This is a genomic window from Piscirickettsia litoralis (assembly GCF_001720395.1).
Classification (GTDB): Bacteria; Pseudomonadota; Gammaproteobacteria; order Piscirickettsiales; family Piscirickettsiaceae; genus Piscirickettsia; species Piscirickettsia litoralis.
On record NZ_MDTU01000002.1, the window covers coordinates 21,475 to 27,785 of the forward strand.

Annotated in this window: 8 protein-coding genes; 3 read left to right on the forward strand and 5 right to left on the reverse strand. The window is 32.9% G+C overall.

All coding sequences use genetic code 11. The annotated features are described in order from the left end of the window. Positions 1–170: 170 nt before the first annotated feature. From BGC07_RS15100 to BGC07_RS15110, 3 genes are all read left to right on the forward strand, one after another. On the forward strand, positions 171–554 hold the full coding sequence (locus tag BGC07_RS15100; RefSeq protein WP_069313916.1) for a hypothetical protein: 384 nt from the start codon (positions 171–173) through the stop codon (positions 552–554). Positions 555–632: 78 nt separating this feature from the next. Next, on the forward strand, positions 633–1,184 hold the full coding sequence (locus BGC07_RS15105) for a hypothetical protein (RefSeq protein WP_069313917.1): 552 nt from the start codon (positions 633–635) through the stop codon (positions 1,182–1,184). Between the two features lie 661 nt (positions 1,185–1,845). Continuing rightward, positions 1,846–2,301: a hypothetical protein gene (locus tag BGC07_RS15110; protein ID WP_139121772.1), complete on the forward strand. Its 456-nt coding sequence runs from the start codon at positions 1,846–1,848 to the stop codon at positions 2,299–2,301. 1,142 nt (positions 2,302–3,443) lie between these two features. Here BGC07_RS15110 and BGC07_RS15120 read toward each other — a convergent pair. From BGC07_RS15120 to BGC07_RS15135, 5 genes are all read right to left on the reverse strand, one after another. After that, entirely contained in the window at positions 3,444–4,043 is a 600-nt protein-coding gene (locus BGC07_RS15120) for a carbon-nitrogen hydrolase family protein (protein ID WP_069313920.1), read from the reverse strand. Continuing rightward, a complete protein-coding gene (locus tag BGC07_RS20830; protein WP_158006975.1) occupies positions 4,015–4,179 on the reverse strand; it encodes a hypothetical protein in 165 nt (54 codons plus the stop codon). Before BGC07_RS20830 ends, BGC07_RS15120 begins: the two co-directional genes overlap by 29 nt. A gap of 74 nt (positions 4,180–4,253) precedes the next feature. Next, positions 4,254–4,679, reverse strand: coding sequence for a hypothetical protein (locus BGC07_RS15125; RefSeq protein WP_069313921.1), 426 nt, complete (start codon positions 4,677–4,679; stop codon positions 4,254–4,256). 68 nt (positions 4,680–4,747) lie between these two features. Then, entirely contained in the window at positions 4,748–5,125 is a 378-nt protein-coding gene (locus tag BGC07_RS15130) for a hypothetical protein (RefSeq protein WP_069313922.1), read from the reverse strand. A gap of 315 nt (positions 5,126–5,440) precedes the next feature. Next, positions 5,441–6,130, reverse strand: coding sequence for a capsular polysaccharide synthesis protein (locus BGC07_RS15135; RefSeq protein ID WP_077216974.1), 690 nt, complete (start codon positions 6,128–6,130; stop codon positions 5,441–5,443). Positions 6,131–6,311: the final 181 nt, after the last annotated feature.

Genomic DNA, 6,311 nt, shown 5'->3' on the forward strand with positions numbered 1-6,311 from the left:
CACTGATTTAATTACAAAATCAGGGGTATTACTGTGTTTAATAAAGTGTTTTAGATGTAATCTTTTGGTATCGATAGGAAGTTAGATGATATCTAATTTGATAAGATGCTGTTATTCATAATTTTTTTGGTATGTGGTGGTATTTTTAAAAAAATAGAGAGGATTATTTTATGGTTGAAATTTATGATAAATCTCATTGGTCATATAGAAAGTCTTTGGGAAAGTTATTATCCTATAGTTTAAATAGAAATAATATAGAAAAAATTAATTTTGATAAGTTGAAATGTGTTAACAATATTAATGATTTTAAAGCATGGATTAACTCTGAAGATGGTGTGCAATTTCAACAGTGGTACTACTCAGAAGAGAGTAAAGACTTTAGAGAAAAATTTATGGAGGCACATAATAACCTAAAAATAGAAAAAAATATTAATTTTGGTGTTAGCTTGATGAGTTCGATAATCGCAGCTTGTAGACTGTATCACCGATTTAATCTGTGTAAAAAGGTTAATGGTCCCTATAATATTTTTTATAAAAGTGTTAATTCAATATGACAGAGTAAGTTACTTAACTTGGTAGTTAGCAATTTATTAGTCTTAACAAAATAGCTATATATTAACAAATGGAATGCTATGAAAATAAGAGAATTTGATGTTCAGGTGATTTATAAAGAATGGAAGGATAGTGATCTAGAAGGGGAAATAATAACTAAGAATTTTATAACTGTTTTAAAGGGTATTAGAGTAGCAAGAAAAAAAGCTGAAAACCTCCTAATTGATGGTATATGGTCGAGAAAAATTAGGAATGAAGAGGTAGGTGACTTTTCTATTGCTAAGCACATTGAAAGTTCAAACGGGGTTAGTGGCTATGTTTCTACGACAGAGAACCTATTGATTGCAAAGGAGTACGCTGGGGAATCTGGTTTTATATTTTGTATGACTCCCGAATTGGCTATTCAAGTGAAGGGCAATCCACTGGTTGATGTGATAGAGGAATATGAACTTATAGTGCCTGAAGGTATCAGCCCTGAAAATATTCATGGGTTTAGAAAGTGTGAGGATGGGATATTTGTCGGGCCGATATACACAAGGAGTAATATCGTATCTGCAGCTGCTCATTCTAAACTAATACGATGGTTGTCAGATGGTTCTTCAGTGCCAACTATTTGTTCTCTTAAGGATTAGCTGAGTAAAAGTATTGGCAACTTTATTGGAGCAAAGGGTTGCTATGGCTTCATATTTTCTATCATCCTTATTATTGGCTTACTGGAGCCAGAGGACCCTCTTTACTCCGCTTTCCATCATCTGAAGTTTAACTCTATACTATCATTTTGATAAATAAAAGCTTTCTATTAAAAGATGACTAGATTCGTGATGTTGTATAAAAACAGATAGTATGATCTGAAACAGAATGCTGTTAACTAACTTATTGAATCATTGCTGATTTATTTTTAATAGAACATAGTGCATGGATTGCAAGCGTTGCTTTAGGATCTCTAGCAGAGATACCCTAAATTCAGCAATAATCAGTATAAATACTGTTTTTTTTCGTGTTATGTGATTATCATTACCCACCTGAAGCGTACATTGTGCTTGACAGCCTTTTATTTTATATGATGAGTGGCAACCAATTAAATTTTAATGAAAATTTACGTTATATTGACATAGTTTATATGGATTTGGGAACTTTTTAAGCTATAATGACCTAATCTTATGTATACTTCGAACTTTAATTTAAAGTTATTTAACATGACTCTAATTTAAACAAATTTTGGCGATAGATTATCTCCTTAATAAGGTTAAGAGTTTGATAATTTAGGGCCTATTAATAGGTTAGGATATGACTGTGATGAAGCATGAAATTTTTCAACCAAAAGCTAGTAATAGCTATCGAGATAGAGTTGATTTTATATATAAAACCTCGAAAAAATTTTTTGAGTCTACTATTCACATTAGGCAGTTACTTAACTCTATGCAATGTAAGGGGTTTAAGTACACAAAGTCATTTCATCAATCTGATAAAATAGAACTTATAGCTTGCCCTTATTCAGATACAATTGATACTATCTCTAGTGGCATGCAACTAGGGCTATGGAGAGAGAATCCATTTTTTTTAGCGCACCGTATTGGAGTTGATGTATATACCCAGGATATAGGCAAACATTACAGCGACAGTTCTTTGGTAGATAGCCACATATCTAAATGTTTTACAACAAGGGAAATGTTAATTAGTGAGCATCGCTCCTATGCATACACAGGAAGGTGTTTTTTTGATATTCGAAAAAAAGTTTATAGAAAATAATTTATATGATATCTATAGAAATATAAATAATTTTAATTGCTTTTTTCATAAATTTATCTCTGGTTATAGCCTTCCAACGTTTATTGCAGGTGAAAATTTTTATCAAAAATTATAGGCATAGCCGTATAGAAGGCCCTATTGAAAATAACTTTTTAAGCAAGGCTGAGTATAAATATGCACTTTTGCTTAAAGATCAGTTGTCTTATAAAGAAATATCTGAAAAATTAAATCGGTCTATAAGGTCTGTTGAGGATGCGGTATATAAACTAAAAGATAAATTTAACCTTAAAGACGTAAGAACTCTGCAGTCATATTTAAAGTTAATTTTATAGATGTTTTAATTAATAGAACATAGAATTTTAAATATTTTATGTCATGAAAAATTGAAATTAAAATAGTTATGATTTTATTTTAGGTTAATATGTTGTCAGAAATAGTCCACTTAAATTTATTTACAGTAATTACCTCTCTCACTGAGTCTGGATTTTGGCTGTCTCTAATTTCAGTTAAAGTGCATAAACTACCTAATAATTTGAAATTGTTAACACTGTGCGAGCTTATCGCTTTATCGAGTAGTGTAAATGTGTTGAGAAACCAAGTTCTCTTTTCTATAGGAGTATATTTGAGAAGAAGATCATCCAGTAAAGTGTCAAAACTAGAGAGTGAGAAGACTCAATTATTTCAAAGTTTATTTAAAAAGTATGATGCATTTTTTTATCCTCATTATGAGGTTTGTTCGGGGAATGCATCTTATTGCCCCTTTGGCATTAGGGGCTGCTAATATCTCATGGTTGAGGTTTTTAGGCTATAACCTCCTGGGAGGTGTTATATGGTCTACTACCTTTATAGTAGGAGGTTACTGTATTAGTTTAATTTGAGTAGTATGTAAGTCCATTTATATAAATTCGTAGCTTGATGATAGTTCACTCTCGGCTTTATTTCTTTGGTAGTCTTCGAAAAATCTTTGCAGGTTGAGCTTTTGAAAGAGAGCACCTATTCTCTGACTTGCCTGAATTCGATGCTTTTTTTAATGCTTCTTCAGCTTTTGGAGAAAGATCAATTGTAGCACTCGTTGTATTATATAGGCCGTGACTGCTTGTGGCAGTGTTTACCGTATTGAATACCAGCATGTTTTTTGGGGCTCAATGAATCGGCGCATGTTTTGACGGCCCGGAGGAGGTTGCTGTAATTTTACTTGTGCTACCATACTTTTTTTTGCTTTCAGTGTCAGGGTTTTTATGATCAAGCTCGGAATGAATAAAATAACCATCAGGAACTAAGTGGGTGTTTCTAGCTGTTGGGCATTGCCCATCTGCAATTAATATTTGCACATCTAGCGGTTTACTTCCTTGATTAATTAAGGCTCTGTTTTGATGGTCTAAGCATATCTCAATACCAAAATTTACGCCTCTATATTGAAATGTTCCTAGTTCTTCGCCAGCTACACAAGTCAGTTCTGGGCCTTCGGGGCTAACAAAGCCTATATCATTTGTAGGGTTTCTTTTATGATAAAAAATTAATTCTTTTTCTCCTTGTCTTAAAATTAAAGCAGTAATTTGGTATGTCCCTTTACCCTTATTAGCGTGAAGAATGGATCCTGAGATAACTAATGTATTGGTTTTAATTTTATCTTGAAGCTGTTTCATTCTATCACAAAACTCAAGGTATTCATCGTCAGAGCAAACTGCTAGCCCTTTCTTTTTTAACTCAATATTAGTTCGTAAAAAAATCGTCTGGCCCAATAATTAATTTAACTTTGTCTTTGTTATCAGAAGTATGGCTTAAAACAAAATCTTCAAAGGCAGTGATTTTAGCTGATAGTGAGAGCTTCTTAAAGTGCTGCCAGTCTGGGTTCCAGATTTGTACTTCTATGGGCATTATAATCTCCTCATGAATTAATGAATTAATGAATTAGAATGCAATCTTTCACATTTTTCTCAAAAAAACAACCTTTAAAGTGAATAGGTTGCTTTAGGTTCTGCTCGCCCCTGTTCATTCTTTTGGGCATTTGCATGAAATAGGGTTGGTGCTGTTATAGTAAGCCTTGGATTTATCGTTGATCTTTGTCGTAGAACGATCAGTGGATTTGTTTTTCCTGTTTCAGCCTTTTTCTCCAATTCTTTTAGAAACTCCTGTCGAGTCTCATTCGCTCTTGATGATAAGTGCAATACACCAAGGGTGTGTAAATCTTTTATATCATTTCCATGTTTACTATCATTAGTGTGTTTTTCTATGGTTCTCAAGAACTCATTGCGTTGTTTAGGGGTAACTATATTGCTCTTCAGTAGTGAGGCTTTCAAAGTTGATATTTTAATTTTTCTTTCTACGCTGCTCCTTTTGCAAGTTTGATACTTGATTGCCTGGTTTATTGCTTTCATCTTTGTTTAACTCGTTAATCCTGTTTTCTATGTTCTTGACTTCCTCCTCGAGATTCGTTATCTGAGTGTCATACTTTTTTTGACTCTTCTTCACTTTTAGAGTTCAGCTCAAGAAGTCCGTAAGGGTCTATACCAAATACTTCATACTTGCCGTACTTTCCATAGACTAGGAAGTCCACAGTACCAGATTTTGGGCGGGTGATTTCTGTTACTTCGCTTACTTGGTTACTGTCTATCATTATGTCTAATGTCTTTAATGCTACACAGCACTCTATGAAATTTTGGGTTAGTTGACTCTCGTTGTTACCTTCCCAATCTATTGCTCCTTTACCTGGGTCTTTTTGGCACATAAGTTTTGCAGTTGCTTTTATAAGATCTTCGCTCAGGGTCCAGCCTGAGCTGCTACGTACAAAATGTTCAGCCTTCTCTAGATTTTTTTTCTTCATCTGTTGTAAGTGGTCGTACGAGGTCTGCTAATTTGTTAGACATTGTGTATTTCTCTTATTGTGCTTTTATAGTTACATCAGCATTGTTATATTTTTTGATAGAGTAACTTTTTTATGTTTTAGATGAAACAGTAAAACTCTTGGAAGAATTTGCAAAATTACTGAGAAATAGTCAATCCTGTTATTTGATTAATTCTTTTAATTACTTAAAAAGGTGGGTGGAAATTGAAGTAGTTATAGGCGAAAATAGTTTAGTAAGTGCTGAATTTAACACATGCTTGATTTTATAGGAAAGGTGCTAATCAACTAACTAAGTTAAATTTCAAATGGCCGATGATCATTATCAGAAACACTATGAGTTCTATGTGACTGTGAATAAAACTTTTCAAAATGTGCATTCATAAATATAAAGGGAACGTTGAACTTATAATTATTAGCTTTATAATCAATAAGGTATTGATTAGAATTTAAATTTTCGTTTGGAACATCAAATGTAAAGTCTTCAGAAGTGAAACCGAACTTAATCGTTAATAAATACTGAGCAATCATCATACAGTTAATGACATATGGCATGCGACCCTCTCTCTTATATTGGTCAAGACTAATCGCATGACTTCCTGAGAAAAATTTATTTCTGCTATACTGCTCATAAAAATCAAATAAGACGAAGTCAAAATATAAGTGACCTTTACGACCAAAAATAGCTGAACATTCTTCAGGGTGGAATAATATGTCTGGTTTGTGCTTTTGTATTGAATATAAGCTGTGTCTACTAGCAGCAATGTCACCAGCTTTATGCCCATCAGATTGTCTATTTATATACATTATTCCAGATTTTGAAGATATCGGGTGATTTTCTAGTAATGGGTTAAGTTTAGTGATACATCTTATGTTTGAATCCAAATACAACCCACCATAAAGCTGTAAAATAATCATCCTTAAAATATCTGTTGCATATGCAACTCGTTTAAAATAGCTGGTTCTCTCTTTATTTATAATGTCAATTAAGGTATGATTTTACTTTTTATACCTAAATAGCTAGTCATTTTATCTTTAAGGTAGTCCGAGAATAGCTGCTCAATAGAAATAACATTACAGTGCTGTTGTAGTCTCAGCCTTTTGTATTTCGGCCTTCAACTTCTCTACATGTTTGCTATCAGTCCAAATCACTCCATTCAGCTTAGTC

Coding starts and splice junctions, on each gene's coding strand:
- BGC07_RS15100 (WP_069313916.1), top strand. CDS start 171: ATGGTTGAAATTTATGATAAATCTCATTGGTCATATAGAAAGTCTTTG.
- BGC07_RS15105 (WP_069313917.1), top strand. CDS start 633: ATGAAAATAAGAGAATTTGATGTTCAGGTGATTTATAAAGAATGGAAG.
- BGC07_RS20830 (WP_158006975.1), bottom strand. CDS start 4,179: ATGCCCATAGAAGTACAAATCTGGAACCCAGACTGGCAGCACTTTAAG.
- BGC07_RS15125 (WP_069313921.1), bottom strand. CDS start 4,679: ATGAAAGCAATAAACCAGGCAATCAAGTATCAAACTTGCAAAAGGAGC.
- BGC07_RS15130 (WP_069313922.1), bottom strand. CDS start 5,125: ATGAAGAAAAAAAATCTAGAGAAGGCTGAACATTTTGTACGTAGCAGC.